Origin of the sequence: Asanoa ishikariensis, assembly GCF_900107455.1 — a bacterium.
GTDB classification, from domain to species: Bacteria; Actinomycetota; Actinomycetes; order Mycobacteriales; family Micromonosporaceae; genus Asanoa; species Asanoa ishikariensis.
In genome coordinates this window covers 1,978,393-2,004,419 of the sequence record NZ_FNQB01000002.1, presented here as the reverse complement: position 1 = coordinate 2,004,419, position 26,027 = coordinate 1,978,393, and the positions used below count along the sequence as shown (strand labels likewise).

General features: G+C 72.2%; 24 protein-coding genes. 5 read left to right on the top strand and 19 right to left on the bottom strand.

Features of this window, described 5'->3' with window-relative positions:
- Positions 1 to 13: 13 nt before the first annotated feature.
- Entirely contained in the window at positions 14 to 571 is a 558-nt protein-coding gene (gene efp, locus BLV39_RS23800; RefSeq protein ID WP_090797067.1) for an elongation factor P, read from the bottom strand.
- Between the two features lie 74 nt (positions 572 to 645).
- Here efp and mptB point away from each other — a divergent pair, with 74 nt between their 5' ends.
- Both mptB and BLV39_RS23790 read left to right on the top strand, forming a co-directional pair.
- The gene (gene mptB / locus BLV39_RS23795; RefSeq protein ID WP_176985026.1) at positions 646 to 2,091 is read left to right on the top strand and encodes a polyprenol phosphomannose-dependent alpha 1,6 mannosyltransferase MptB; all 1,446 of its coding nucleotides are present in this window, start codon (positions 646 to 648) and stop codon (positions 2,089 to 2,091) included.
- Positions 2,088 to 3,263 carry a glycosyltransferase 87 family protein gene (locus tag BLV39_RS23790; RefSeq protein ID WP_090797063.1) on the top strand — a complete coding sequence of 392 codons (1,176 nt, stop codon included), beginning with the start codon at positions 2,088 to 2,090 and terminating at the stop codon, positions 3,261 to 3,263. Before mptB ends, BLV39_RS23790 begins: the two co-directional genes overlap by 4 nt.
- Before the next feature lie 262 nt (positions 3,264 to 3,525).
- On the opposite strand, the gene aroB is transcribed toward BLV39_RS23790, so the two are convergent.
- The 6 genes from aroB to BLV39_RS23760 form a co-directional block, all read right to left on the bottom strand.
- The gene (gene aroB, locus BLV39_RS23785) at positions 3,526 to 4,602 is read right to left on the bottom strand and encodes a 3-dehydroquinate synthase (RefSeq protein ID WP_090797060.1); all 1,077 of its coding nucleotides are present in this window, start codon (positions 4,600 to 4,602) and stop codon (positions 3,526 to 3,528) included.
- Complete coding sequence (locus tag BLV39_RS23780) at positions 4,595 to 5,416, bottom strand: hypothetical protein (protein ID WP_143049850.1); 822 nt, start codon at positions 5,414 to 5,416, stop codon at positions 4,595 to 4,597. The genes aroB and BLV39_RS23780 overlap by 8 nt, the downstream gene beginning before the upstream one ends.
- A gap of 61 nt (positions 5,417 to 5,477) precedes the next feature.
- Complete coding sequence (locus BLV39_RS23775; protein WP_143049849.1) at positions 5,478 to 5,756, bottom strand: hypothetical protein; 279 nt, start codon at positions 5,754 to 5,756, stop codon at positions 5,478 to 5,480.
- 19 nt (positions 5,757 to 5,775) lie between these two features.
- On the bottom strand, positions 5,776 to 6,261 hold the full coding sequence (locus BLV39_RS23770) for a DinB family protein (protein ID WP_090797050.1): 486 nt from the start codon (positions 6,259 to 6,261) through the stop codon (positions 5,776 to 5,778).
- 32 nt (positions 6,262 to 6,293) lie between these two features.
- Positions 6,294 to 7,235 carry an AAA family ATPase gene (locus BLV39_RS23765; protein WP_090797047.1) on the bottom strand — a complete coding sequence of 314 codons (942 nt, stop codon included), beginning with the start codon at positions 7,233 to 7,235 and terminating at the stop codon, positions 6,294 to 6,296.
- A gap of 151 nt (positions 7,236 to 7,386) precedes the next feature.
- Positions 7,387 to 8,343 (bottom strand): helix-turn-helix transcriptional regulator, encoded by a 957-nt coding sequence (locus BLV39_RS23760; RefSeq protein WP_090797044.1) that lies wholly within the window; start codon positions 8,341 to 8,343, stop codon positions 7,387 to 7,389.
- Positions 8,344 to 8,400: 57 nt separating this feature from the next.
- Between BLV39_RS23760 and BLV39_RS23755 the strand changes: the two genes are divergently transcribed.
- Positions 8,401 to 9,084 carry an alpha/beta fold hydrolase gene (locus BLV39_RS23755; protein ID WP_090797041.1) on the top strand — a complete coding sequence of 228 codons (684 nt, stop codon included), beginning with the start codon at positions 8,401 to 8,403 and terminating at the stop codon, positions 9,082 to 9,084.
- Here the strand turns inward: BLV39_RS23755 and BLV39_RS23750 are convergent.
- From BLV39_RS23750 to BLV39_RS23710, 9 genes are all read right to left on the bottom strand, one after another.
- Positions 9,081 to 9,590, bottom strand: coding sequence for a shikimate kinase (locus tag BLV39_RS23750; protein WP_090797037.1), 510 nt, complete (start codon positions 9,588 to 9,590; stop codon positions 9,081 to 9,083). The two genes, BLV39_RS23755 and BLV39_RS23750, sit on opposite strands and share 4 nt — an antisense overlap.
- Positions 9,587 to 10,765 carry a chorismate synthase gene (aroC, locus tag BLV39_RS23745; RefSeq protein WP_090797034.1) on the bottom strand — a complete coding sequence of 393 codons (1,179 nt, stop codon included), beginning with the start codon at positions 10,763 to 10,765 and terminating at the stop codon, positions 9,587 to 9,589. The genes BLV39_RS23750 and aroC overlap by 4 nt, the downstream gene beginning before the upstream one ends.
- 335 nt (positions 10,766 to 11,100) lie before the next feature.
- Entirely contained in the window at positions 11,101 to 11,910 is an 810-nt protein-coding gene (locus tag BLV39_RS23740; RefSeq protein WP_090797031.1) for a shikimate dehydrogenase, read from the bottom strand.
- Positions 11,907 to 13,118, bottom strand: a complete 1,212-nt coding sequence (gene mltG, locus BLV39_RS23735; protein ID WP_239084123.1) for an endolytic transglycosylase MltG — start codon at positions 13,116 to 13,118, stop codon at positions 11,907 to 11,909. The genes BLV39_RS23740 and mltG overlap by 4 nt, the downstream gene beginning before the upstream one ends.
- Entirely contained in the window at positions 13,115 to 13,573 is a 459-nt protein-coding gene (gene ruvX, locus BLV39_RS23730) for a Holliday junction resolvase RuvX (RefSeq protein ID WP_090797756.1), read from the bottom strand. The genes mltG and ruvX overlap by 4 nt, the downstream gene beginning before the upstream one ends.
- Before the next feature lie 4 nt (positions 13,574 to 13,577).
- Positions 13,578 to 16,259, bottom strand: coding sequence for an alanine--tRNA ligase (alaS, locus tag BLV39_RS23725; RefSeq protein WP_090797028.1), 2,682 nt, complete (start codon positions 16,257 to 16,259; stop codon positions 13,578 to 13,580).
- A gap of 43 nt (positions 16,260 to 16,302) precedes the next feature.
- Positions 16,303 to 16,614, bottom strand: coding sequence for a hypothetical protein (locus BLV39_RS23720; RefSeq protein WP_090797026.1), 312 nt, complete (start codon positions 16,612 to 16,614; stop codon positions 16,303 to 16,305).
- Positions 16,615 to 16,642: 28 nt separating this feature from the next.
- A complete protein-coding gene (locus tag BLV39_RS23715; RefSeq protein WP_090797023.1) occupies positions 16,643 to 17,107 on the bottom strand; it encodes a DUF948 domain-containing protein in 465 nt (154 codons plus the stop codon).
- A 69-nt stretch (positions 17,108 to 17,176) separates the two neighbouring features.
- Positions 17,177 to 17,998 carry a hypothetical protein gene (locus tag BLV39_RS23710; protein ID WP_090797020.1) on the bottom strand — a complete coding sequence of 274 codons (822 nt, stop codon included), beginning with the start codon at positions 17,996 to 17,998 and terminating at the stop codon, positions 17,177 to 17,179.
- A gap of 1,281 nt (positions 17,999 to 19,279) precedes the next feature.
- On the opposite strand from BLV39_RS23710, the gene BLV39_RS23700 reads away from it, so the two are divergent.
- On the top strand, positions 19,280 to 20,530 hold the full coding sequence (locus tag BLV39_RS23700; RefSeq protein WP_090797011.1) for a hypothetical protein: 1,251 nt from the start codon (positions 19,280 to 19,282) through the stop codon (positions 20,528 to 20,530).
- A gap of 1,891 nt (positions 20,531 to 22,421) precedes the next feature.
- Here the strand turns inward: BLV39_RS23700 and BLV39_RS23690 are convergent.
- Complete coding sequence (locus tag BLV39_RS23690) at positions 22,422 to 23,999, bottom strand: replication-associated recombination protein A (protein WP_090797003.1); 1,578 nt, start codon at positions 23,997 to 23,999, stop codon at positions 22,422 to 22,424.
- 100 nt (positions 24,000 to 24,099) lie between these two features.
- On the bottom strand, positions 24,100 to 24,321 hold the full coding sequence (locus BLV39_RS23685) for a hypothetical protein (protein ID WP_090796996.1): 222 nt from the start codon (positions 24,319 to 24,321) through the stop codon (positions 24,100 to 24,102).
- A 112-nt stretch (positions 24,322 to 24,433) separates the two neighbouring features.
- Between BLV39_RS23685 and BLV39_RS23680 the strand changes: the two genes are divergently transcribed.
- The gene (locus tag BLV39_RS23680; RefSeq protein WP_090796992.1) at positions 24,434 to 25,132 is read left to right on the top strand and encodes a GNAT family N-acetyltransferase; all 699 of its coding nucleotides are present in this window, start codon (positions 24,434 to 24,436) and stop codon (positions 25,130 to 25,132) included.
- Between the two features lie 38 nt (positions 25,133 to 25,170).
- On the opposite strand, the gene BLV39_RS23675 is transcribed toward BLV39_RS23680, so the two are convergent.
- Entirely contained in the window at positions 25,171 to 26,007 is an 837-nt protein-coding gene (locus BLV39_RS23675) for a sugar nucleotide-binding protein (RefSeq protein WP_090796988.1), read from the bottom strand.
- Positions 26,008 to 26,027: the final 20 nt, after the last annotated feature.

Genomic DNA, 26,027 nt, shown 5'->3' with positions numbered 1-26,027 from the left:
GGGCCCTCCGCCATCAGGCGCGGCCGAGGTAACGGCCGTCGCGGGTGTCGACCTTGATCTTCTCACCGATGGTGATGAACAGCGGGACCGGGACGGTCGCGCCGGTCTCGACGGTGGCCGGCTTGTTGCCGCCGGTGGAGCGGTCGCCCTGCATGCCGGGCTCGGTGTAGGTGACCTCGAGCACGACGCTGGTCGGCAGCTCGACGTAGAGCGGGACGCCCTCGTGGGTCGCGACCATCGCCTCGGCCTCGGGCAGCAGGTAGTTGGCCGCTTCGCCAACCGTGCCGCCGTTGACGTTGATCTGGTCGTAGGTGTCCAGATCCATGAAGACGTAGTCTTCGCCGTCCGCGTACAGGTACTGCATCGTGCGCTTGTCGACGGTGGCGGTGTCGACCTTGGTCCCCGCGTTGAAGGTCTTGTCGACGACCTTTCCGGACAGCACGTTCTTGAGCGTGGTGCGCACGAACGCACCACCCTTGCCGGGCTTGACGTGCTGGAACTCAACGACGGACCAGAGCTCGCCGTCGAGGTTGAGAACCAGACCGTTCTTCAGGTCGTTGGTGGTGGCCATTTCCTGCCTTGATCTTCACTCGGCGGACAGACCAGACGAGTCTACCGGCCATCAACGATTGCCATCCTCGTCGGGTGTCCGCGCCGGTCCTCGCCAACCCCGACGCCGGCCAGCTAGGGCGGTGCCGCGCCTGGGGTGTGGCCGGCACGATGTGCGTGGCCCTGGGCGGGGTGGGCGCCGGCGCCGGGCCGGCCGAGGGGCCGCTGGCCCGCCCTGATCTTCCAGTCGACCTGTTCACCGCCGGCATCGCCGTCGCCTACTTCGGCCTGGTGCTGCTGGTGGTCGCCTGGTGGCGGCTGGGTCGGCTGGTGCGGCAGCGACCGCCCCGAGCCGAAGAACTGCTGGCCACGCTGCTGATGTGGGCCGCACCGCTGCTGATCGCCCCGCCGGTGTTCAGCCGCGACGTCTACAGCTACCTGGCCCAGGGCGCGATGGTCGGGGCCGGGCTCGACGTCTACCGCGACGGCCCCGCCGCGCTGGGCGGCCCGTTCGCGGCCGAGGTGCCGGCGATCTGGCAGCACACGGCCACCCCGTACGGGCCGGCGTTCCTGCTCCTGGCCACCGCGGTGGCCACCCTGGTCGGCGGGCACGTGACGCTCGGCGTACTCCTGATGCGATTGGTCGCTCTCGGTGGGGTGACGTTGCTCGCGTTCTCCCTGCCGCCGCTGGCCCGGCGCTTCGGCGTCGCGCCCGCGGCCGCGCTGTGGCTGGCGGTGCTCAACCCGCTGGTCCTGCTGCATCTTGTCGGCGGCGCGCACAACGACGCGGTGCTGGTCGGGCTGCTGGCTTTTGGGCTGGCCTTGGCGGTGGGCGGACGGCCCGTGCTCGGCGCCGTTGCCGTCACCCTCGCCGCGCTGGTCAAGGTGCCGGCGGCGGTCGGGCTCGCGGCGGTCGCCCTGGTCTGGGCGTCTTCGGCTGCTGGGCGGTGGCCCCGGGTGCGCGCTCTCGGGGGAACGGTCCTGGTCGCCGGGGGTACGGCGGTCGGTGTGACCTGGCTCGCCGGCACCGGTTTCGGCTGGGTGGGTGCGCTGCGCACTCCCGTGACCGCCGATAGCTGGTCGCTGACCAGCGCTCTCGGCCGGGCGACCAGCGGCTTGCTGGAGGCGTTGGACGCGTCGCTGGGCACGGCACCGATGACGGGCTGGCGGCTGGCCGGCCTGTGCGCGGCGGTGGCTGCCGCGCTGCTGGTCTGGCACCGGCGCCGTTCGGTCGGTCCCGTGCAGGGGGTGGGACTGGTGCTCGGCGGCGTCGTGGTGTTCGGGCCGGCGGTGCGGCCCTGGTACCTGCTGTGGGCCGTCGTCCCGCTGGCCGCGAGCGCGCCGTTCGGCCGGGCGGGCCGGCTCGCCGCCGCCGCGTCCGCCGTGCTGGCGTTGGTGGTGCTGCCCGACGGCTTCGCGCCCCACGGCCTGGGTCCGCTGGGCTTCGCCCTGGCCGGGGGCATCTTGGCGGTCGCGCTGCTGGTCATGGCGGCCTTCGCCAGCACACCGGAGGACGACCTGGCTCCGGGGCTGGCCGGATGACCCCGTCCCGCCGCACCCTCGCGTTGCTGGCTGTTCTGGCTTTTCTGTGGGTGCTGCTCGTGCCAGGCCGGCGCGGCTTCTTCGACGTGGGCGTCTACTACGGCGCGGTCCAGCACTGGATCGGCGGCGGGGATCTCTACGACTACCTGCGACCCGGCACCGTGTACGGGTTCACCTATCCCCCGTTCGCGGCGCTGCTGATGACCCCGCTGGCGCCACTGTCCTGGCACACGGCGATCGCGGTGAGCATCGCGGTCAACGTGGTGGCCGGAGGGCTGGTTCTCCGGTGGCTGGTCGGCGCCGGCCTTCGGGCCTGGCTGTGGGTAGCGCTGCTCTGCGTCTTCCTGGCGCCGGTCCGCGACACGGTCAGCTTCGGCCAGGTCAACCTGGTGCTGCTGGCGCTGGTCTGGTGGGACCTGCGCCGGGGGCCGCGGGCCGGCATCGGCATCGGTCTGGCGACCGCGGTCAAGCTCACTCCCGGCCTGTTCGTGGTCTACCTGGCGCTGGCCCGCCGCTGGCGGGCGTTCCTGGTGGCGGTAGCCACGATCGCGGGAGCTGTGTTGCTGGCGGCGGCGATCGCCCCGGCGGCGTCGCGCACCTTCTGGACCGAGGCGCTGTGGAACACGGGCCGGGTGGGCGACCTGGGCTACGTGTCGAACCAGTCCCTGCGGGGTGTGCTGGCCCGGGCGGACCTACCGGGCTGGTGGTGGGCACTGGCGGTGGTCTTGGTTTGTGCACTGTGGATAGTCCGAGCGCGCCGAGCCGCGTTGGCGGGCGACCACGTCACCGGTTTCGCCCTGACCGGGGTGGCGACCTGCCTGATCAGCCCGGTGACCTGGGTACACCACCTGGTATGGCTGCTACCGGCGCTGTACCTGGCGTGGCAACGGACCGAACGCGGCCTCGGCCGGGCCTTTGTGGTGGCCGCTTATGTGCTGCTCTGCACTAGCGCGGTGTGGCTGTGGTCCGAGAGTGAGCGCTCACTAACCGCGGTCGTGGGCGGCAACCTCTACGTCTGGATCGCCTTGGGGTTGTTGGCCTTCCTACCGATCGAGGCCGCTTCGCCGGCCACCGACAACGCAAACCCCGACACCACCGCGCACGGCTCAACCATCGACCCAGACGGCACAACGATCGACGCGGGCACGCGCAGCACAACGATCGACGCGTAACGCGCCCCCGACCCCCGGAATCGCCACGCACAACTCACCCACCGACGCGGGCAACGCAGCGCAACGATCAAGCCGCCTCAAGCGACACAACGGTCGACGCTTAATGCGCGCCCGACCCCAGCGACACCTGATCGGCCGGTCGGACGTGGCCGGCCTCAAGCTCAAGGGCTTCTCCGGCGGCATGCCCTAACTGGTCGGCATCGCCCAGGCACTCGTCGGATCCGCGGGTTCGGCCGGCGGCGTCAGATCCGCAGTCGGCAGCTCAGTTGGCGACGGCGGCGTAGGCCTCGGCGAGCAGGTCGTCGGACGGGCCCTCGAGCAGGTCGGTCTCGGCCAGCCGGTCGAGCACGACGAACCGCAACCGGGAGCCGCGGGCCTTCTTGTCGACGCGCATGGCGGCGAGCAGGTCCGGCCAGGCACCGGCGGCGTAGCGGGTCGGCAGCCCGAGCGCCGACAGGATCTCGCCGTGCCGTGCGGCGGTGGCAGCGTCGAGACGCCCGGCCAGCCGGCTGAGCTCGGCCGCGTAGACCAGCCCGACGGAGACCGCGTCGCCGTGGCGCCAGGTGTAGTACTCGACCTTCTCAATCGCGTGGGCCAGCGTGTGCCCGTAGTTGAGGATCTCGCGCCGGCCGGATTCCTTGAGGTCGCCGCCGACAACGTCAGCCTTCACCCGGATGGCGTACTCGATCAGGCTTCGGACCGCTGAGCTCTTCGGGTCGGCGGCCGCTTGCGGGTCGCGCTCGATCAGGTCGAGGATCGCCGGCTCGGCGATGAAGCCGCACTTGACCACCTCGGCCAAGCCGGCGGTGAGGTCTTTGACCGGCAGCGTGTCGAGCGCGTCGAGGTCGCACAGCACGCCGACCGGCGGGTGGAACGCGCCCACCAGGTTCTTGCCGGCGGCCGTGTTGATGCCGGTCTTGCCGCCCACCGCGGCGTCGACCATGCCGAGCAGCGAGGTCGGCACGGGTACCCAGCGCACCCCGCGCAGCCAGGCGGCCGCGACGTAGCCACCGAGGTCGGTCGCGGCACCGCCACCGACGGCCACCACCGCGTCGGACCGGGTGAACCCGGCTGCGCCGAGCTGGTCCCAGCACTCGGCGGCGGTCTCGACGGTCTTGCCGCTCTCCGCGTCGGGTATCTCGATGCGGGTGACCTGCCGCCCAGCGGCGGACAGCGCGGCCTCGACCGCCTCGGCCCGCGCGAAGAGCGCCGTCGACGCGAGCACGGCGACGCGGTCGGCGCCCGGCAACAGGGCGCTGACCTGATCGGTGAGCCCGCGCCCGACGACTACGTCGTAGGCCTGCTCACCACCGACCGGAATGTGGGTGATCTCATCCATCGGCGCTGAGCATAGTCGCGTCGTACTGGGCCTCCCACGGCAAAACGTCGAGCGCCGGGTGGTCGGTGCGGAAACGCGCCAACGCCTCCGGGCTGAGCCCGGTCCTGAACAGGTCGACCTGTCGCCGCGCGGACCGCCCCGCCGCGGCCAGGATCGCCTCGGTGACCGTGGTCCCGCTCAGCGTCAGGTAGTCGATCTCGGCTTCGAGTAACGCGCTGACGTCACGGTCCGTGGTCTCGCGAAGCCGCAGGTTGAGGCGCTCAAGGTGGGGCGGCAGCTCGACCGGGCCGTCGATCGTGTCGCCGCTGAGCGTGATCGAACGAAGCCCCGCACCGAAGGCGCCGAGCCAAAGCCGCCCCGCGGCATGAAGCTCGACGCGGGTCACCGCCGGCGCGATCGCGGCCAGTGCCGCGTGCCCCCAGTCGCGCGCGGGCAGGTTGGAGATCGTCAACGACTCCAGCGACCGCAGCGGATCGCCCGAGTCGACGACCTGGAACGCATCCGCCGCCGCGAGCCGCAGACGCAGGTGACTTAGCTTTGGAAAGCGGCTGTATGCCGGCAGCCCATCAGCGAATGCGTCATGTTCGAGGATCGTCAGCCCGGTCAGCGGAGGCAACGACTCCGCACCCAGCTCGGGTGTCCACACCGTGAGGAAGCGCACCCGATCGCCGACAGCCGCCAACTGCTCGAGATCGACGCGATCCCAGCATTCGAAGCGATCATGGATGCTGTACGGACTCCCGTCGTGCACCACCGGATGGGACGGCCCGAGCACGTGAAAAGGCGGCCAGCCCTCACCGGCGTGGTAGAGCACGGCGTCGTCAGCGGTGAACCGACCACAGCAGACAACCTCGACCACCGTCGCAGCACCGGTCTCACCGACGACGGTCAGGTTGACTGACCCATTCGGGAACAAGGCCGTCGCGCCATAGCTGGGCCACGACCGTCTCCGCGTCGCACCGCAGCAGCGCGACCGCCCGGTCGAGCCCGCCGTCGGCCGGAAACCGCACCTCACCAGGCCGGGGCGGATGGCCGTCATAGGACTGGTTGAGCCGCACCCGGAAGACCAGCGCCTCCGGCAGGTCCTCCACCACGTGCGCCTGGGCAAAGGTCCTGGCAAACGCGGCCGCCTCGATCAACCGCGCCGCGAACACCTCACGGTCCAAAAGGGGCTCAGCCCATCGTCTTCTGGCCGTCGATGGTCTCGCGGAGGATGTCGGCGTGCCCGGAGTGCTGGGAGATCTCGGCGATCAGGTGCAGGAACACGCGACGCACCGACCAGGACACGCCCGGCTCGAACCAGGGCGCCTTGGGTAGCTCGTGTGCCTGGTCGAGGTCGAGCTTCTCGACCAGCAGGTCGGTCTCGGCAGCGGCGGCCTCGAAGTCGGCGATCACGTCGGCCAGGGTCGCGCCCGCCGGCATGGCGAAGGCGCTCGCCCAGTCAACCTGTGGCAAGGACGCCATCCCGTCGGCGCCCCCGGCCGCGAACGCGCACCAACTCCGCTCGGTGTTGGCGACGTGCCGCAGCAGCCCACCTAGGCACAGCGCACTCGTGGTCGGCGTCAGCCGCACCTTCTCCTCGGTCAGCCCACGAACGGTGAACAGCAGGAACCCACGGTGACGCTGGAGGGAGGCCAGCAGATCGGCACGCTCAGTCATACCAAGACCTTAGAGGCCGGGTACGACAGGAATCAGGAGTGGACCGGCGCCGGATCGCCCAGTGCGTGTGCCGGCATCTCGAGCTCGGTGCCGTGCGCTTCCTGCCAGTCGTACACCTTGCTCATGGTCACCGTCGACGCGAAGAACTCTCGGGCCGACAGCCCGCCGACCACCGGGTCGTTGTCCTGCGCCAGCAGAGTGCCGGGCACGAGCCGGAACCCGGCCCGCAGCGCCGCGCTGAGCCGGCGGTGGCCGTCGACGACGAAGAAACGCGAGTCGGCGTAACCGATCGAGATCGGCTCGAGCGCGTCCGGTCCGGACAGTGCCGCCGCCTCGATGTCGTCCATCCCGCGCAGCGCGGTGATGTCACCCGTCGGGTAGATGCGCGCGGGGTCGAGCAGGAGCAGCGGCGTGGTCTCGGCGCCGATCCGGCCCTCGATCGCGGCCACCGCCAGGTCGACCACCTCGTCGGGCCGGGCCCGGGTGGTGTCCAGGACCAGGTCGTAGTTACGCAGCGCGTGCTTGTCGGCGTGGTAACGGGTGAGGAACCGCTGGCGCTCACTCTCGCTGCGGCTGCGGAGCTGGTCCTTGGCCTCTTCGAGAGTGGCGTAGTTCTCCACCTCGTTGGCCGGTCGGCCGAGCACCCGGCGGGCCGCCACGGTCGGGTCGGTGATCAGGTGCACCTTGAAGCCGTTGGTGAAGAAGAACCAGGCCAGGCGGCTGTCCATGATGACCCGCTGGCCCGACTCGGCGATCTCCCGCTGCATCTGGTCGACCGTGCCGTCGATCACGTCGTCGAGCTCGGCGTGCAGGTTGAGCTGGAGGGCGGTCATCCCGCGCTCGCGGGCCATCTCGCGGTAGAGGTCTCCGACGCTGATCCGGCGCAGGTGCAGCCGCTCCGCCAACCCGACCGACACGGTGCTCTTGCCACTTCCCAGGTCACCGTTGACGGTGATGGACCGCTGGTTGCCCATGCGCCTCGATCCTCGAATGAGAGAGCCCTGCCCGAATTGTCGGACGCGCCCGCTTTACGCCAATCTCCAAAGATTTTAACACCCGTCCCGCGGGCCGCCGATCGCCCGTTTGCTCGAACCCCATCGAGTAAAGGCTGTCCTCTGTGGAGATTCACCGCGCCGCGTGCTCGGTCAGTCGCTCCGCGTGCTCCCGCACCGCATCCCGTAGCTCCGGCGGCCCAACGATCCGGAACGGCCACCCCAGACCGGCCAACATTTGCGCCATTCCGGGCAGACTTTGGGCCCGGGTCTTCAGCAGTACGCCGTCGCCCGTCTCGGTGATCTCCGCGACAGTGGCCGGCACGCGGCGGCGTACCTGGGCGAGATCGGCCTCGAAAAGCACCTCGACCTCCCACGTGTACGGCACTCCGGCCAACGAACGGGTGACGTGCCCGACCGCGTCGAACCCGTCCGGCACCACGAACGTGGCCTCTCCAAGGTCCACGGCGGTGATGCGGTCGAGCCGGAAGGTACGGATCTCCCCGCGCCGATGATCGAACCCCGTGACGTACCAGCGGCCGGCGTGGAAGACGAGGCCGTAGGGGTCGACCTCGCGCAACGAGACGGCGCCCTTCCACGACCGGTAGGTGAGGCTCACCCGGCGAGTGGCCCGGGCGGCGGCGCCTAGCGTCAACAACGTCGTGGTCGCCGGCCGCGCCGCCGTCGCCCGGCGATCGACGGTGAAACCGAGGCTTTCCTGTACGCCCGCGAGGCGCTCGGCCAGGTTCGTCGGCAGCACCCGGCGGATCTTCGCCAACGCCAGACCGGTCGCGGGCGCCTCGGTGGTGAGCCCGAGGTGTTCGGCCGCGATCAACCCGAGCACCACCGCGGCTGCCTCCTCGTCGGTGAGCATCAGCGGAGGCAGCTTGTAGCCCGGGCTCAGCCGGTAGCCGCCGTAACGGCCGCGGGCGGCGGCCACCGGGATGCCGAGGTCGGCCAGCGTGGTGGCGTAGCGGCGGACGGTGCGCTCGTCGACGCCGAGCCGGGCACCGAGGTCGGCGCCGGTCAGGTGATGGTGGGTCTGCAGCAGTTCGAGCATGCCCAGCACCCGGGAGGCGGGATGTGACACCCGTCACGCTCCTTATCCGGACTGAAAACGTCCGGATGCCACCTTACGCTTCGCCACATGACAGAGACCTTCGTATTGGTGCCAGGTATGTGGCTCGGCGGCTGGGTGTGGGACGGCGTGGCCGCGCGGTTGCGGGAGGCCGGTGACGAGGCCATCGCGGTGACGCTGACCGGGGTCGGCGAGCGGGCGGGCGAGGACGCCGACCTGGAGCGGCATGTGGCCGACATCATCGAGGCGGCGCGGGGCCGGGACAACGTCGTCCTGGTTGGACACAGCTACGGCGGGTTGCCGGTGACGGCGGCCGCCGCCCGGATCCCGGTCTCACGGGTGGTCTATGTGGACAGTGGTCCGTTGCCGGACGGGACGCGCCAGCTCGACATGGGCCCGCCGCCCGAGTCGACCGAAGCCGTGCCGCCCCGCCCGTGGGAGCCGGCCGACGACCCGGAACTGCTCGCCGGGCTGGACGACGAGGCGCTGGCCCTGCTGCGCAAGCGATCCACCGCCCACCCGTACGCGTCGGTGGCCCAGCCGTTGCACCGCGGCGGGACGCTCAACCCACCCGCGACGCTGATCGCGTGCACGTTCTCGCCGGAGCAGATCGCTGAGATGCGGGCCGCCGGCCACCCGTTCTTCGCCGCCATGGCCGACGACGTGGTGATCCGTGGCTTGCCCACCGGCCACTGGCCGATGCTGTCAGAGCCTGACCGCCTGGCCGACCTGCTGAGGGCCCGAGGAGCTTAGGGCTTGAGCAGCGCGGCGATCTCTTCGGCCACCTCGTCCGGCGTACGCCCGTCGGTCTCGACCGTGATCGTCGCGACCGACTCGTAGAGCGGAATCCGCTGGTCCAACAGGAACCGGAGGGTGGCCCGCGGGTTGATCTCCAGCAGCGGGCGCCCAGAGCTGAGCCCGACCCGCTTGACCGCCTCGCCGAGGCTCACCACCAGGTGCACGACCTGGTGCCCGGCGAGCGCGGCGCGGTTCTCCTCGGCCAGGATCGCGCCGCCGCCGAGGGCGAGCACGCCGTCGAAGTCGCTCGCCGCGGCAGCGACGGCGGCTCGCTCCAGGGCGCGGAAATGGTCTTCGCCGTCGTCGAGGAAGATCTCGGGAATCGGCTTGCCGGCCGTGGCCGCGATGTCGGCATCGGTGTCACGGAAGGCCACACCGAGCCGTTCGGCGAGCGCCTGCCCGGTGCTGGTCTTGCCCGAGCCGGGCGCGCCGACCAGGATCGCCCGCGGCTGCCCGGTCACCGGATCACCAGGTTCTCGATGTAGCCGGCCAGGTTGCGGCGGATCTCCGCGACCGAGTCGCCGCCGAACTTCTCGGTAGCCGCCTCGGCCAACACCAGCGCGACCATCGACTCGGCCACGATCGCGGCGGCCGGCACCGCGGCCACGTCGGACCGCTGGTTGATCGCCGTCGCCGCCTCACCGGTCACGACGTCCACGGTGGACAGTGCCCGGTTGAGCGAGGAGATGGGCTTCATCGCGGCCCTGACCCGCAGCGGCTCACCGGTGGTGATGCCACCTTCCAGGCCACCGGCCCGGTCGGTGACCCGCCGGACCCCGTTGGCGGTGGGAATGATCTCGTCGTGGGCCTGGGAGCCGCGGGACCGGGCCTGCGTCCAGGCGTCGCCGATCTCCACACCCTTGATCGCCTGAATCGACATCAGCGCGGTGGCCAACCGGGCGTCGAGCTTGCGATCCCACTGCACGTGGCTGCCGAGCCCCGGCGGTACGCCGTAGGCCAGCACCTCGACGATGCCCCCCAGCGTGTCCGCGTCCTTCTTGGCCGCGTCGACCTCGGCGACCATCCGCGCACTGGCGTCGGGGTCGAGGCAACGCAGCGGGTCGGCGTCGATCCGCTCGGCGTCTTCGGGCCGCGGGTGCAACCCGGGCTTGGCGGAGACGCTGCCGAGCTCCACGACGTGCGACACGATCTCGATGCCAAGCGCCTGCCGCACCAGCTCCCGCGCGACGGTGCCGACCGCGACCCGCGCCGCGGTCTCCCGCGCGCTGGCCCGCTCAAGAATCGGACGAGCATCGGTGTGCCCGTACTTCTGCATGCCGGCAAGATCAGCGTGCCCCGGCCGAGGCCGCGTCAACGGCGCGTTGCGGGCGAGCTTGGCAAGGATCTCAGGATCCACGGGGTCGGCCGCCATGACGGTCTCCCACTTGGGCCACTCCGAGTTGCCGACCTTGACGGCCACCGGGCTGCCAAGCGTCAGGCCATGCCGCACCCCGCCCAGAATCTCGACAAGGTCCTGCTCGAACGACATCCGCGCGCCCCGGCCATAGCCGAGCCGCCGGCGGGCGAGCTGCCGGCCGATCTCCGCGGTGGTCACCTCGACCCCGGCCGGTACCCCTTCGAGCACAGCGACCAACGCGGGCCCGTGCGATTCACCTGCGGTCAACCAGCGCAACACGGCCCAAGTCTGACACGACCCCGATTCCCGCCCACCATCCGGCCACCGAGTCCCAAAACCCGGGCAATCAATCCGAGCTCCGCGCACCCAGATCAAGGAGCCAGATCCGGCCACCGGCCACCGGCCACCGCCACCGCCACCGCCACCGCGACCGCCACCGGCCGAACACTGCCACCCGACCCAACCGTGAGCGAGAAACCAGCCAAAACAGACCACGGCCAGCGCCCGACCCGACGCGAATACGTTGCCTATCGGCCGAGAATGAGTCCCGGCGCCGAGGCCTGACGCGATCAAGCATCGCCCCAGTGTGGAAGCGCGGCCGAATGCCCCAGGGACTAGCTCCTGGCCTGGGCCAACGCCTGGCGCATAGCTTCGACCGGGGGTTCCGCGCCCGTGAAGAGGCGGAACTGGCCCAGCGCCTGGGCCAGCAACAGGTCGAGCCCGGACAGGATGCGGCAGCCGGCCCGAGCGGCCGAGTCGGCCAGCGGCGTCGGCCACGGGTCGTAGAGAGCGTCGAACAGGATCGTCCCTCGGCGCCAGTTCGCGTTGATCGCGAGCGGGTCCGCGACCCCCTTGGGAACCGTGGAGATGACCACGTCGGCTTCCAGGGCCGCGTGGGCGTCTGGCCACAAGGCCGGCACCAGGGGCAGGCCCAGCTCGGCCGCGGCGGCCGCGAGTTCTTCGATCGCGAACTGGCGGCGGGCGACCACCGTGACCGACGAAGCCGCCAGTCGGGATGCGGCGGCCAGTGCCGCGCGGGCCGTGCCGCCGGCTCCGAGCACCGTGAAGCGCGCGCCGCCGTCGACGCCCGCCTCAGTCAGCAACGAGGCCATGCCGTCTACGTCGGTGTTCGTGGCGTACCAGCCGTCGGGCCGGCGGACCAGGGTGTTGGCCGCGCCGACGGTGGCGGCCAGTGGGGCCACCGACGTCGCCACCTTCAGGGCGGCTTCCTTCAGCGGCATGGTCAGCGACAGGCCCGCCCATTCCGGGCCGAGACCGGCGACGAGGCCGGGCAGCCCGGCCTCGTCACATTCGATCGCGGTGTACGACCAGTCGGTCAGGCCCAGTGCCGCGTACCCGGCGTTATGGATCACCGGAGAGAGCGAGTGGGCGATGGGCCTGCCCAGGACTGCCGCACGCGTCAATTGATGATCCCGGCCGCGCGCGCCCGGTCCTTGTTCGCCTCGTGCTGGGCGTCGGTCTCGGCGAACGCCGAGTGACCTTCCTTGTCGATCGCCACGAAGAACAGCCAACCGCCGGCCGGCGGGTTCATCGCGCCTTCCAGCGCCTGCTTGCCGGGGTTGTCGATCGGCGTCGGAGTCAAGCCCTTGTAGTAGTGGCTGTTGTACTTGTTGCCCGCGTTGGCGTAGTCCTCGTCGGTCATTTCCTTGGACGCCTTGGTCTTCTTGCCGGCGATCTCGAGACCGTAGTTGAGCGTCACGTCGAACTGGAGCGGCATGTCCTTGACGTACACGCGGTTGTAGGCGACCCGGGCGATCTTCCCGAGGTCGTCCTTGTTTCCGGCTTCCGCCTGCGCCAACGACGCGACGATCAGCGCCTCGTACGGCGAGATCCCCCGGTCCTGCTCCACCTTCTCGGTGAACTTCATGTCACCGACCACGGTCAGAAACCGGTTGACCATGATGTCGAGGACCTGTTTGGCGTTCGGCTTCGGCGGGATCTCGTACGTATCAGGGAAGAGGAAGCCCTCGAGCGACTTGACGACGGGCTTCTTGTCCTGGCGCTTGAACCAGAAGTCGGGGATGTCGAACGAGTCGACATTCTTGGCGGCGGCCTGGAAGTCCTTGACCGGGATCTTGGTCTGCTCGGACAGCCGCTTGAAGGTCGACAGCATGGTCAGGCCCTCGGGCACGGTGACGCCGTTGACGATCTTCTTCTTCGGGTCGACCAGCACCGCCAGGGCCGCCTTGGCGCTCATCTGCTTGTTGAGCCCGTAGACGCCCGGCTGGATGTTCTTGCTGCGGCTGTCGGCGTCGGCCGCCTCGACGAACGCCTTGGCGCTCTTCACGACGTCGGCCTTGACCAGCGTGTTGGCGATGTCGGTCGCGGTCTGCGCCTGCTTCACCTCGACGTTGACCTTCTCGGCCGTGCCGCTGCCGTCGTAGTCGGGGGTGGTGAAGTAGCTCTGCACCCGGTCGAAGCCGTACCAGGCACCAGCGCCGAGCCCGCCCAACAGCACCAGGGCCATGAAGAAGGCGATCGCGGTCTTGCCGCCGCTGCCCTTGCGCTTCTTCTTCTGGCCGTTGCCGGCGGCTCGCTCTCTGTAGCCGCGTCGATGGCGACCCTTGTCGGCCCTGTCCTCGAACGCGAGGTCAAGATCGTCGATCGTCACGTTCGCCTCCGCTGTGCGTCCAGCCAGCCCTGCAGGATCTCCACCGCGGCCGCCTGGTCGACTACCGCACGTTGGCGCCGCCCCCGTACGCCGCGCTCGGCGAGCCTACGGGTCGCGACGACTGTGGACAGCCGTTCGTCCGCCAGCCGAACGGGCACCGGATCGATGACCGTCGCCAACCGGTGAGCATAGGCCCTCGCACCGACCGCCGCAGGTCCGTCCTTGCCACTCAACGTGACGGGCAGACCGACCACCACTTCGATGATCGCGTGCTCCCCGACAAGCCGAGCAAGTTCGGCGATATCTGCAGGAATAGCTTCGTCTCCGGCATCCATGTCACGACGCAGGGTGACCAGCGGCGTAGCGAGAATGCCGTCGGGGTCGCACCTCGCGACCCCGACACGCACGTTACCTACATCGACACCGAGTCGTACACCCCGGTGAAAGGCACTCAGACCGTCACGCTCCGTCAATCGCCTTTTCCACGGCGGCCAGGAGGTTGGCCGCTTCGGACGCCGGCACGCCGCCACCCTGGGCAAGGTCGGCGTTGCCGCCACCCCGCCCGGACAGCGCACCCTTGACCAGATCGCCGGCCGACAGGCCACGCGCCTTGGCCGCGGCGTTAGCCGCCACGACGAGCGAGGCCTTGCCTCCGGACCTGGCTGCCACCGCGACGACCGCGGCCCGCGCCGGATCGATCTTGCCACGGATCTCCTGCGCGAGCGTACGCACGTCGTTGCCAGCGGCACCCTCGGGCGCCTCGGTGCCGACGAACGCGACGCCGCGGATGTCGACCGCCCCGGCCGCCAGCGCCGCCGCGCCGCCGAGCACGAGTTGGCCACGGAGCTTCTCGAGCTCCTTCTCCGCGTCGCGGAGCTGGCTGATCGTCTGCGCGACCCGCTCGGCGACCTGGTCGCCCGGCACCCGGTAAAGCTCGGCCAGGCGGGCCACCAGCAGGTGCTCACGGGCGAGGTGCTGGAACGCGTCGATGCCGACCAGCGCCTCGACGCGGCGTACACCTGAGCCGATCGACGCTTCTGAAAGGATCTTGACGAGGCCGAGCTGGCCGGAGCGCGACACGTGGGTGCCACCGCACAACTCGCGGGCGTAGTCGCCGACCTCGACGACCCGGACCTCGTCGCCGTACTTCTCGCCGAACAGTGCCATGGCGCCCAGCCGCCGCGCCTCGGCTTGCGAGGTGATGAAGGCGTGCACCTCCAGGTCGCCGAGCAGCACCTCGTTGATCTGCTGCTCGACGTCGTTGAGCACGCTCGGCGGGACCGCGGCCGGGGTGTTGAAGTCGAACCGCAGCCGGCCCGGCGCGTTGAGCGAGCCCGCCTGGGTCGCCGACTCGCCGAGGAAGTTGCGCATCGTCTGGTGCACCAGGTGCGTCGCCGTGTGCGACCGCGAGATGGCCTTGCGCCGCGTGATGTCGATCTCAGCGAAGCCGGCCTCGCCGACCCGCACCTCGCCGCGCACCACCTTGGCGCGGTGGATGACCAGCCCCGGGACCGGCGACTGCACGTCGAACACCTCGACCTGCCCGCTGCCGACCGTGACCAGGCCCATGTCGGGCTGCTGGCCACCGCCTTCGGCGTAGAACGGCGTCACGTCGAGCACGAGCTCGATGGTGTCGCCCTCGCCGGCCACCTCCACGGCACGGCCGCCGCCGTCGAGCACCGCTCGGACCCGCGACTCGCGGCTGACCTCGGCGTACCCGGTGAACTCGACCGGGCCGCCCGCGTCGAGCACCGTGCGGTAGGCGGACAGGTCGACGTGGCCGGTCTTGCGGGCCTGGGCGTCGGCCTTGGCCCGGGAGCGCTGCTCGGCCATCAGCCGGCGGAAGCCGTCGGCGTCGACCTGCAGGCCCTGCTCGGCCGCGATCTCCAGGGTCAGGTCGATCGGGAAGCCGTACGTGTCGTGGAGCTGGAACGCCTGGTCGCCGGAGAGCGTGGTGCCACCGGCCTGCTTGGTCTCGGTGACCGCGGTGTCAAGGATCGTCGTGCCGGCACGCAGCGTCGACAGGAAGGCCTCTTCCTCCGCGTACGCGTAGTCGGCGATCCGGCCGAAGTCCTCGGCGAGCTCCGGGTACGACGGTGCCATGCAGTCCCGCGCGACCGGCAGCAGCTCGGGCAACGAGCGCTCCTGCCAACCCAGCAGCCGCATGGACCGGATCGCGCGGCGCATGATCCGGCGCAGCACGTACCCCCGGCCCTCGTTGGAAGGGGTGACCCCGTCGCCGATCAGCATCAGCGCGGTGCGCACGTGGTCGGCGATCACCCGCAGCCGCACGTCGTCCGGGTGGGACTCGGCGGCGACGTGGCCGCTGCCGACGCCGTAGCGCTTGCCCGTCAGCTCGGCCGCCCGGTCCAGGATCGGCTTGACCTCGTCGATCTCGTACAGGTTGTCGACGCCCTGCAGCAGCGAGGCCATCCGCTCCAGGCCCATGCCGGTGTCGATGTTCTTGGCCGGCAGCTCACCGACGACGTCGAAGATTTCCTTGCTCTTCACGTTGGTGATCTCGTACTGCATGAACACGAGGTTCCAGAACTCGAGGAACCGGTCCTCGTCGACCTCGGGGCCGCCCTCGGGGCCGTAGGCGGGGCCGCGGTCGTAGTAGAGCTCCGAACACGGTCCGGCCGGGCCCGGGATGCCCATCGACCAGTAGTTGTCCTTCTTGCCCCGGCGAACCAGGCGCTCCGACGGGATGCCCGTCTGCTTCCAGATCTCGATCGCCTCGTCGTCGTCGAGGTAGACCGTCGCCCAGATGCGCTCCGGGTCGAGCCCGAACCCGCCCTCACTGGCCGGCTTGGTGACCAGGTCCCACGCCAGCGGAATCGCGCCGGCCTTGAAGTAGTCACCGAACGAGAAGTTGCCGTTCATCTGGAAGAACGTGCCGTGCCGACTGGTCTTGCCGACCTCGTCGATGTCCGGCGTACGGATGCACTTCTGCACGCTCGTCGCGCGGTCCCACTGCGGGGTGCGCTGACCCAGGAAATAGGGCACGAACTGAACCATGCCGGCGTTGATGAACAGCAGGTTCGGATCGTCGATGGCGGGCAGCGGGGCGCTCGGGACCACGGCATGACCGTTGGCCTCGAAATGCGCGAGGAACCGCCGCTTGATCTCCGCCGTCTTCATCAGGTGCCTTCCTCAGTTGTGGCGCTTACTCAGTTATGGCGTTTCAGTTGTGACGCTGTCGTGGATGGGTCGGCTCTTCCAGTTGGACCTCGAGGTCGTCGCCCCGGAGGTCCTCGAACTGGTCGTCGAAGGCCACGCCGTTGGCGAAGGCCTCGTGGATCTGCTCCTCGCGCTCCGCCATGTTGACGCGTACGTCCTCGACGAAGGCCCGCACGGACTCCACCAGGCCGCCGGCGCTTTGACTCACCGAGCCGGCGATGCCGCTCGGGGTGAACTCGTTGGCCTTCTGGGTCAGCTTGCGCACGACCAGGGCGCCCACCGCGAGGCCGACGCCCAGCCAGAGCAACCGCTTCATGGTTCCATCCTTCCTCGCGGCGCGATGATCAGCGCGTGGTGGCCCTCTTGGCCGCGCGGCGCTGCTGCTTGAGCGTGGTGCGCACCTCGCGCTCGTCTTCCGCGTTGCGGCGGGCGGAGGCGGCCCGGCGCACGCCGTAACCGAAGGCGGCGACCTTGACCAGCGGGTTTGCCGCGGCGGCCGAGACCACAGTGGCGAGGTTGGCGACGTTCGCGGTGACGTTCTGGGCGTGCCCGGTCATCGTGTCGATCTTGGCGAGCTGGATGTTGACCCCGTCGAGCGAGGTGTGCACCTGGCTCAGCGCCACGTTGACCCCCTCGATCGTCGTGTTGGCGTTGGCCAGGATCGGGGCGGTGCGATCGTTGAGATCGTTGATCGCGTTGGTCGCGGCGTCGATCGTCTTACGGAGCCGCAGGATGGGCACGGCGAGCACCAGCACCAGCATCAGGAACGCGCCGGCCACAACGAGCCACGCGACTTCTCCACCGTCCACCCGAACCTCCTCCACGACGTACCCCGTGCGCCAACGTGCAGACCCTACCGTCCGTAACGCCGCACCACCTCACGACGGTGCGGCCGTCGGAAGGAGCCCGTAAGGCGTCTCTCCCACATCTCCTGGGTTGACGTCGGGCTGCGGCCCGGTGCGCTCGTCCGCGATGGCGTTGCGGACCTTGATGGACACGTCGGAACCCTTGCAGTCCTCGGGACTCAGCCCGACCGGAGCACCCTGGCTGGCACCCGGCTCGGGCTCCACACCGATCGGCACGTTGCCGCACGCGGGCGCGCGTACCCACAGGTCAAGGGTCAGCTCGTCCCTGGTCCAGCAGGTGTAGCTGCCGTCGACCTTCGTCTCCGGACACTTGGCCGGCTTCCAGGTCTGCCAACCGCTCGCGACCAGAGCCTCCCGGTACGCCTTGGCGGTCTCCTCGGGCGCGTTGTCCGAGTGGGTGGTCCGCTCCCGGAACCGGCACTCCTCCAGACACCAACGGTTGCCGTCGATCTGGTCGATCGGCTTGGTGTTGGCCCAGTCGGGCACCGCCAGACTGTCCAGCGAGACGAAGACGGGGTCCCGTGACTCGGCCTTGGACCAGGAATAGAGCGGCAGAGCTACCAGGACGAGCAGGATTCCCAACGCGAGTACGCCGAGCCGGATGTTGCGTGGCTCCCGGAACTGGGCCTTGAGCTGGGCCGGCGTCACGCGGGTGCTCTTGCGCGGGCCTTCCGGCTGGCCTTCGGGCTCGATCGGCTGGCTGGTCTCCGGGGTGACCGGGACCGACGCCGAGCGACGGATCCCTCCGGTCGGGTCTCCCGGGGGTACGCCCTGGGCCGGTGGGCGGGCCGTGCCTGCGGCGGCCGGTGGGCGGGCGCCGGGTGGGGCGACCACGGCCGCTGCGGCGGAGGCCCGGACTGGTGGGGCCGGCGGGCGCATTCCTGGGGCGTCCGGGGCGGCGGCGGGTCCGGGTGCGCCCGCGCGGCCAGGACGGCCTCCTGGTCCGTTGGGTCCGCCCGGTCCGTTGGGTCCGCCCGGTCCGCCGGGTGCGCCGGGTGCGCCTGGGCCTGAGGTTGGGCCGTCCGGGCCGGGCTGGTGGGGAGCGGCGGGTGGGCGGTTGGGGCCAGGGGCGTCGGGCGTGCCGGGGCCGCCGGCGTGCGGGGGGCGCGCGCCGGGGCGGACCGCGCCGCGTGCGGCTGGGCCGCTCGGCGCGCCTGGGCCTGCGGGGATGCCGGGGTTGGCTCCGGGCGGGCCGACCGGTCCGGCTGGTCCGGCCGGTCCGACCGGCGGGCGGGCGGCGCCGGGCGCGTCCGGGCCACCGCGGCGGGCGTTGCCCGGACCGCGGGGAGGGCCGGGCTGATCCGGGCCGGGCCGCAGGGCGCCGGTTCCGTCACCGGCGTCAGGTGCACCGCGGCGGCCACCCCGATTGCCGGGGCCGTTCGGCATGCCGGCCTGGTCTGGTCCAAGTGGGGGACGCACGGCTCCCGTGCCGTCCGGGCCGTCGGGGCGGGCACCCCGGTTGCCGGTCTGGTCAGGAGCGAGCGCTCCCGGGCCGTCGCGGCGCGTGCCCCGGTTGCCGGGCATGCCGGCCTGGTCAGGTCGGAGGCCCTCCGGGCCTGTGGGGCCGTCCGGTCGGCCGCGCCGGCCTCGGCCGCCTGCTTCGGGTCCCAGCGGCGGACGCACCTCGCCCGTGCCGTCCGGTCCACCAGGTCTGCGCGGGCCGGGCTGGTCCGGGCCGAGCGGTGGACGCACCGCGCCGGTGCCGTCGGGTGCCCCTCGGCGGCCCCGGTTGCCCTGTTCAGGGCCTTGAGGCGGGCGCACCGCGCCCGTGCCGTCCGGTGGGCGATTGCCGCCAGGCCCGTCAGCGGGACCCGGCCGACCGGTGCTGTCTAGCCCGCCCGGCACCCGCAGGCGGGAGACGCCACCCGGTCCGTCGGCCGGAGCCCCTGGGGAGCTGTCCGGGGCGGCCCGCCGTCCGCCGGTCGCGTCGGGCGTTCGCGCGCCGTCGCCGAACCGGCCGCGCGCACCGCCCGGCGTCTGGTCTCCGTCGTCGTTGAATCTGCCTCGCGCACCGGCGGGCGAGCCGGTGTCGGTGTCGCCGGCCCGCCGGCGCCGCCCACCAGCCGGGCCGGTCACGTCGCCGGTGGTGTTGAGCGCTTCGTCGTTCGCCGCACCGTGCCGGCTGGCCCGCCCGGCGCCGTCCTGGCCCGGGACACCACCCGACGCCGCCCCGGCGAGGTCGGCCGCGGTGCCGTGCCGGCCGCGTGGACCGGCGGCCGGGTCCGACGCCTCCTCAGGCGCTGCCCGCCGCCCAGCGGGCGGCTCCGCGCCGGCCGCACCACCGCGGAACCGGCTGCGCGCGCCACTGACCGGCCGCGCGGCCGGGGCGTTGTCGCCACTGGGCGTCTCCGGGCCGCTCGGCCGTGCGAAACCATCGAACGAGGGCCCGGCGAGACTGTCACCGGCGAGCACGTCACCAGTGCCGCCCGGCGCGCCTGGACCACCGGGCCGCCCACGACCGCCGAACGGCTCCGCGCGGCCTGGCCCCGCGGCACCGGGACCGTCACCAGGGCCGGCAGTCCGGCCACGACGACCGAGCGCCTCGGCCGAGCCGGGCTGACCAGCGCCGTCACCTGGCGGCACACCCGGTCCACCGGGGCGACCACGACCACCGAACGACTCGGCCGGGCCAGGCCCACCAACACCGTCACCCGGCGGCACACCCGGTCCACCGGGCCGGCCACCAAACGTCTCCGCGCGGCCAGGCACGTTCCCGCCTGGACCACCGGGCCGGCCACGAGCGCCAAAGGCCTCGGGCCGCCCAGTTCCGGCGCCGCCCTCGTCCGGGCCTGGGACGCCGCCGCGGCCCGCGGGGCCACCGCCGCGCCCGCGTCCGCCGGCTGCCGGGCCGGACCCGACAGCGCCGTCGCCCGCCGGCACGTCGCCTGGGACACCGCCGCGACCCGGCGGGCCACCCGGTCTCCCGCGACCGCCTGCGGCGTCCGGCCGCTGCCCTTGGATGCCGCCTGGCACGTCCGGGCCTGCGGCACCGCCGCGGCCGGTCGGCGCGCCCGGACCACCGGGCCGACCACGACCGGCGAAGGACCCGTCGGCGGCGTCGGGACCGTCCGGCCCCGCGACACCACGACCGCGCCCGCCACGGCCACCGAATGTCTCCGGCGCACCGGCCGGGGGCTCGGGCGCCGCACGACGCCCCGGCCCGGGCTCACGGCCCGGCACGACCGGGGGTGTGATCACCGGCGGCAGGCCGCCCGTGGCCGTCGGTCCGCCCGGCGGCACAGCGCCCCGCCCAGGCGGCACGGCACCGGGCACGTTCCAGCCACCGGAGTCGTCCCGCCCGCGCTCGCTCGCCGGCGCCTCGCCGCCGAAGCGGCTGCGGGCCGGCCCGCCGCTGGGTGCGCCTGACTCGGGTGGGCGACCCGGCTGGGTTCGCTGCGCCCATTGAGAAGTCTGTCCGCCGGTCGCGGCCGGGTCCACGCCCTCTGAGTCGGGCGCACGCCGCCGACCGCCGCCATCTGCGCCCGGTCGCACCGATCCGGTGCCGGGCTCCGTGTCACGCCGACCGGGCGCCTCGCCCGCCGGCCCGTAGGCACCCGTGTCACCGCGTCCACCGCGCCAACCGGGCTCACCGCCGGCCGGGGGCGGCATGGGCGGCGCGTTGCCGGACTGCGGCACGCTCGGCGACTGATCCGGCGGCGCCGAGAACCGGCTCCGCGCGGAACCACCACGACCACGCGGCGCGGACACGGGAGCCGCGGGCAGCCCGCCGGTCCCCTCCGCGCGCTGGTCGCGAACGGCCCACTGCCCGGTGTCCTGACCGGGTGGCATCCCGGGACGCCCGGCCGGACCGAACTGACCCGCACCGTCAGGCGCGCCACCACCACGCGGCATGCCAGGCGCGGCGCCGGGCGGCACTGGCGCGCCTCCGGCCCGCTGCGGCCTGCCGGGCAGCACGACACCCGGCCCGCCGTCAGCATGAGGTGCCCTACCCGGCGCAGCGTCGCCACGCGGAGGCCCACCGGGTGGCACGCCATCGCCTCGTGGTGGTCCACCGGGCACGGCACCGGGCTGCACCGGAGCTCCGCCACGCCCGCCCGCGGCGCCTGGAGGCACCGGCAGACCGGCGCCGCGAGGCCCGTTGCCCGGCATCCCAGGAGCTCCGGGCGGAGCCGGCGGCCCGCCTGCGGGTCCGCCGCCAAAACGCGTCTGTTCCTCGGCCGGCACCGGGCCGCCACCCGGCCCGCGCCCATCCTCAGCGCCAGCCCGACCACGACCGAAACGCCCTGACGCGGCCTCCGGCGGTCCCCCGCCGGGAACGCCACGCCCAGGTCCTTCGGCACCGAAAGGTCCGGTCGGGGGCTCGGAAGGCCGCCCACCGCGAGCACCCCGCCCCGGACCCTCAGCACCGAACTGTCCCGTCGAAGGCTCCGCAGGCCGCCCAGTCGCACCACGCCCCGGTGCCTCAGCACCGAACTGCCCGGGTGCGGGCTCACCGGGTCGCCCCGGAGCGCCACGCCCAGGTCCATCGGCGCCGAACTGTCCGGGCGGAGCCTCTACGGGCCGCCCACCGCGAGCACCACGCCCCGGACCTTCAGCGCCGAACTGTCCGGTCGGAAGCTCCGGAGGCCGCCCCGGAGCGCCACGCCCAGGACCTTCAGCTCCGAACTTTCCGGTCGGGGGCTCCCCAGGCCGGCCCGCGGCGCCACGCCCAGGTCCTTCCGAACCGAACTGTCCCGTCGGGGGCTCTCCAGGCCGCCCAGGAGCGCCACGCCCGGGTCCATCGGCACCGAACTGTCCCGCCGGGGGCTCCCCAGGCCGCCCCGGAGCGCCACGCCCCGGACCTTCGGCGCCGAACGGTCCGGGCGCCGTCTCGGCGGGCCGGCCCGCCGGTGCGCCGGGACCACCCGGGCCGGCTCCACGGCCACCCGGCACCACGCCCGGGCCGGGCGCCTGTGGCGCACCAGGGCCGGGGAAGCCAGCACCGTCCGGAGCAGGCGGCGGTGGCGGCGCGTCCGCGCCGCCCGGACCGATGTCCGCCCGCTCTTCCTTGGCGGTGCGCAGGTCGTCGAGCCAGCCGAGGTCTTCGCCGGGGGTCTCCTCGACCTCCGCGGCGGCGCTTTCGCGGCCTCGGCCCCATCGCCGGCCCTTCGCCGGCTGATCGCGCCGATCGTCGCTCACGCGCCCACCTCACTGGTCAGGGCGCCCGATGACGGCGCCATTCGTCGCCACATACCTCGCCAATGGGACACCGGCGGTGTTGCTGGATCGAGATCGCGACCAAACCCGCGAACCCGGTTCACCCAACCTCGCCCTCGTCGTTGTCGCCCGCGCCGCCCGCCGGACGGACGTCGCCTTCCGCCGCCACAGCGTCACCCATCGGGCGCTCGTCCGCGACCCCGGTGCCGCCAAATCGCGCCTCGGTGGTGGCGACCGATTCCGCACCATCCGTACCCGCGGGGGCACTTCCGTTCTGGTCTGAAGAAGCCGCCCGTCGCCCGCGCTCGCCGCGCACGATCCGCCGGATCGTCGGCAGCCGCATCCCTACGGCGCGCTCGTCGCCGTGGTCGCCGGGCTCGTAGTAGTTGACGCCGACCAACGCGTCCGGCGGGTACTGCTGGGTGAGCACGCCGCGCGGGTCGTCGTGCGGGTACCGGTAGCCCTTGCCGTGCCCGAGCCCCCGCGCGCCCTGGTAGTGCGCGTCCCGCAGTTGTTGCGGCACCCGGCCGCCCTTGCCGGCCCGCACGTCCGTCAGCGCGGCGGAGATCGCCGTGGTCGCACTGTTGGACTTCGGCGCCGTGGCCATGTGGATCACCGCTTGCGCCAGGTTGAGCTGCACCTCGGGCAGCCCGACGTATTCCACCGCGTGCGCGGTCGCGGTCGCCACCGACAGGGCGGTCGGGTCGGCCATGCCGATGTCCTCGCTGGCGAAGATGACGATCCGCCGGGCGATGAACCGGGCGTCCTCACCGGCCACCAACATCCGCGCCAGGTAGTGCAGCGACGCGTCCACATCGGACCCGCGCATGCTCTTGATGAACGCGCTGATCACGTCGTAGTGCTCGTCGCCGTCCCGGTCGTAGCGCACGGCGGCGACGTCGACGGCCTGCTCGGCGGTCTCCAGGTCGATCTCCGCGACGCCGCGGGCCAACGCCGACCCGGCGGCCGCCTCGAGCGCGGTCAGCGCCTTTCGGACATCACCTGACGCGAGGCGTACCAGGTGATCTTCTGCTTGCTCGGTGAGGGCGACCGCGCCGCCGAGGCCGCGCTCGTCGGCGACCGCGCGGCGCACGAGCCCACGCACCGCCGCCTCGTCGAGCGGCTGCAGGGTCAACAGCACACACCGGGACAGAAGCGGTGAAATCACCGAGAAGTACGGATTTTCGGTGGTAGCCGCCAGCAGCGTCACGGTCCGGTCCTCGACGGCCGCGAGCAGCGAGTCCTGCTGGGTCTTGGAGAAGCGGTGCACCTCGTCGATGAACAACACGGTCGGCGGCCCACCGGTCCGCCGTTGCCGCCGCGCGGTCTCGATCACCGCCCGCACGTCCTTGACGCCCGCGTTGAGCGCCGACATCGCCACAAAACGGCGGTCACTCGCCTGGGCGACGAGATGCGCGATCGTGGTCTTTCCGGTGCCGGGCGGACCCCACAGGATCACCGAAAGCGGTGTCGCCCCGGTGACGAGTTGGCGCAGCGGCGCACCGGGCGCGAGCAGATGGCCCTGCCCGACCAGTTCGTCGACCGTCTGGGGCCGCATGCGCACCGGCAGCGGGGCGTCGGCACCCGGCGTCGCGAAGCCGTCAGCGCCGGCGGTGTGCGCGGGCGCGGTGCGCACCCCACCGCCGTCAGTGACCGTGAAAAGGGCGTCGGGCTCCATCAGGAAGACAGTACCGGCCGGGTGTTGGGTGCCGGAAATGCGAAGAACCCTGCGCCCTGGTGCGGCGGAGGGTTCCTCGCATGATCTCCCGGATGTGCGGTCAGCCTCGACCGGGGCGGCGACCGTAGAAGCGACGGCCGGAGCCGGAGCCGGCGCCGGATCGGGGACCGCTGCCGACCCCGGCGAAGTACAGGGCGAGCAGCGTCAGACCGATCAGCACGAGGGTGTTCCAGTTGAACAGGTCAGGCGCATTGAGATCGGTGTCGAAAAGGTCGAGCAGCAAGGCGAAACCGAAGACGATGGCCGCGGCGATGGCGAGCATCTCTATCCTCCTGAAAGGGGCTCCGCCCGAGGGGTTCGAGCGGGTAGTGGCCCGGTCAATACCCACTCGGGTCACAACGCAATCCCGATGATCGATCGGCTACGTTGCCGGCATGGCTGAACCCCTCGTCGGCCGCGACGCTGTGCTCGCCGCGGTGGACGGCCATCCGTACGCCCGCCTCCTCATGGGCGACACCAACGACATCACCGGCGTACGGGTCGGATCCACTGTGGTCTGGCTCACGCCCGCCGGCACCGCGGCCTGCGCCCTCGGAAACGCCGCGGAGGCGGTGGCGGCCATTCCGCTGATCGGCGACGACAGCACACGACGGTGGCACCTCCCGCAGGTCGGCGGCGCCCTGCCGGTCGAGGTCGAGTTCCGCGACGACTGGGACTTCCGTTGGACCTCGGCGCCGCCACCCGTCCGCGTGGGCGAGGAGCGTGCGGCGCCCGTGGCTGACGACGCCGCGATCTCCGCGCTGCTCGACGTCGCGTTCCCGAGCACGATGACGCGGCCGGGCGATCCGCTGGTCCGGTCATGGTGGGCGATCCGCGAAGGCTCCGAGGTCGTCGCGTGCGCGGCCGACCGCAGCCGCGGCGGGATCGGTTTCCTGTCCGCCATCGCGGTCCATCCCGACGCCCGTGGGCGGGGACTGGGCGCGGCGGTGACGGCGGCCCTGACCCGACGGCTGGTGGCGGAGTTCGGCGTCGCCGCCCTCGGCGTGATGACCGACAACGTCCTGGCGAACACGATGTACGCGGCACTCGGCTACACGTCTTCGATCCCGCGCACGACCGTCGGCCTGGCCTAGATACCGGCCGGCCGCACCATGGCGAGGCGGCGGACGGCCTAACGCTTCGCGGCGGCGGCCAGGATCTCCGCGGCCGGGCGGAACCGGGTTTTCAGGAGCTCGTTGGCGCGGGTCGTGTCGAGGACGACCGTCGCGGGGCGGGTGAGCCCGGACTCGGCGATCGTCGAGCCGCGCAGGGCCGCCGGGTCGAGGCCGTGTGCCTTGGCGACGATCTCGCCCAGCTCGAGCCGGCTCAGCGCCTCGGGCCCGGCCACGTTGAGCACGCCCGCGTAGTCGCCTTCCGCCAGCTCCAGCAGTGCCGCGGCCAAGTCGCCGACTCCGACCGGGACGCGGATCTCGTCGCTGAACAGGCGCATGCCGGACTCCGGTGCCAGCGCGTCCAGGCAGAGCGACACCTGTTTCGACCGGGCGTCCGACCCGATGATCAGCGAGCAGCGGACGATCGCCGCCTCCGGTGCGACGAGCCGGACGGCGGTCTCGGCCGCCGCCTTGGCCGCGCCGTAGGCGTAGACCGGAGTCGGGTCGACGTCGTCGCCGTAAGGCTCCGGGCGTCCACCATGGACGGAGTCGCTGGACACGTGCACCAGCCGTGCGCCGACCCGGGTGGCCGCGGCTGCCGCGTGCGCGGCACCGGTCGCGGTGACGGCCCACTCGGCGTACGCGTAGGCGGTCGTCACCACCACCCGCGGCCGCACCTCGTCGACGAGCCGGTCGACTGCGGTGCGGTCGCGCACGTCGACCCGGTGCCATCGCGTGCCCGGCACCGCACCGGGCCCGCGATGGTAGGTCGCCGCGACGTCGAAACCCGCCGCGAGCGCCTGCCGGCACACCTCGCCGCCGAGGTAGCCGCTCCCGCCGAAGACCAGCAGCGTCATCGCGCCGCCGGCCCCGGCCC

Bases quoted from the DNA above. Each gene is read 5' to 3' on its own strand.
- efp (WP_090797067.1), bottom strand. From the start codon at position 571: ATGGCCACCACCAACGACCTGAAGAACGGTCTGGTTCTCAACCTCGAC.
- BLV39_RS23790 (WP_090797063.1), top strand. From the start codon at position 2,088: ATGACCCCGTCCCGCCGCACCCTCGCGTTGCTGGCTGTTCTGGCTTTT.
- aroB (WP_090797060.1), bottom strand. From the start codon at position 4,602: ATGGATGAGATCACCCACATTCCGGTCGGTGGTGAGCAGGCCTACGAC.
- BLV39_RS23770 (WP_090797050.1), bottom strand. From the start codon at position 6,261: ATGACTGAGCGTGCCGATCTGCTGGCCTCCCTCCAGCGTCACCGTGGG.
- BLV39_RS23765 (WP_090797047.1), bottom strand. From the start codon at position 7,235: ATGGGCAACCAGCGGTCCATCACCGTCAACGGTGACCTGGGAAGTGGC.
- BLV39_RS23755 (WP_090797041.1), top strand. From the start codon at position 8,401: ATGACAGAGACCTTCGTATTGGTGCCAGGTATGTGGCTCGGCGGCTGG.
- alaS (WP_090797028.1), bottom strand. From the start codon at position 16,259: ATGAAGACGGCGGAGATCAAGCGGCGGTTCCTCGCGCATTTCGAGGCC.
- BLV39_RS23720 (WP_090797026.1), bottom strand. From the start codon at position 16,614: ATGAAGCGGTTGCTCTGGCTGGGCGTCGGCCTCGCGGTGGGCGCCCTG.
- BLV39_RS23690 (WP_090797003.1), bottom strand. From the start codon at position 23,999: ATGGAGCCCGACGCCCTTTTCACGGTCACTGACGGCGGTGGGGTGCGC.
- BLV39_RS23685 (WP_090796996.1), bottom strand. From the start codon at position 24,321: ATGCTCGCCATCGCCGCGGCCATCGTCTTCGGTTTCGCCTTGCTGCTC.
- BLV39_RS23680 (WP_090796992.1), top strand. From the start codon at position 24,434: ATGGCTGAACCCCTCGTCGGCCGCGACGCTGTGCTCGCCGCGGTGGAC.
- BLV39_RS23675 (WP_090796988.1), bottom strand. From the start codon at position 26,007: ATGACGCTGCTGGTCTTCGGCGGGAGCGGCTACCTCGGCGGCGAGGTG.